Annotated in this window: 1 protein-coding gene; it reads right to left on the minus strand. The window is 45.0% G+C overall.

Features of this window, described 5'->3' with window-relative positions:
- The coding region (locus HC176_RS19720) for a hypothetical protein (protein WP_209309780.1) at window positions 1-183 on the minus strand (183 nt) is incomplete at its 3' end.
- Between the last annotated feature and the right edge of the window lie 210 nt (window positions 184-393).

The raw sequence follows: 393 nt of genomic DNA on the forward strand, positions 1-393 counted from the left end.
CCTATTTTTGGCGGCTTTATTTGCCATAAATGAATATGTGATCAACATCAACAGTGTACTGGTTACTGTTACCGAAACCTTTTCACCACTGGGGATCATCTCTGTTTTCCTGGCTTCGGAGTCTATAGGGCTTGGATTGGTGCCGCCCGAATTGTTCATCGCATGGGCAGGAAAATCTGCCATGCCGGTACTTTTCCTTAGTTTCCTGGCGTTAGCTTCCTACGTGGGAGGTATTATTTCCTACTGGATTGGTAAAGCGATCACAAGGATCCCCGCTGTACACCGCGCTATGGAAAACAAAATGTCCAAACACATCAAAAATACCGAAAAGTGGGGTGGTTTTTTAATTGTAGTTGGTGCCCTTTTACCTATCCCGTTTGCTGTTACCAGTGT

The organism is Tamlana crocina (assembly GCF_012037625.1).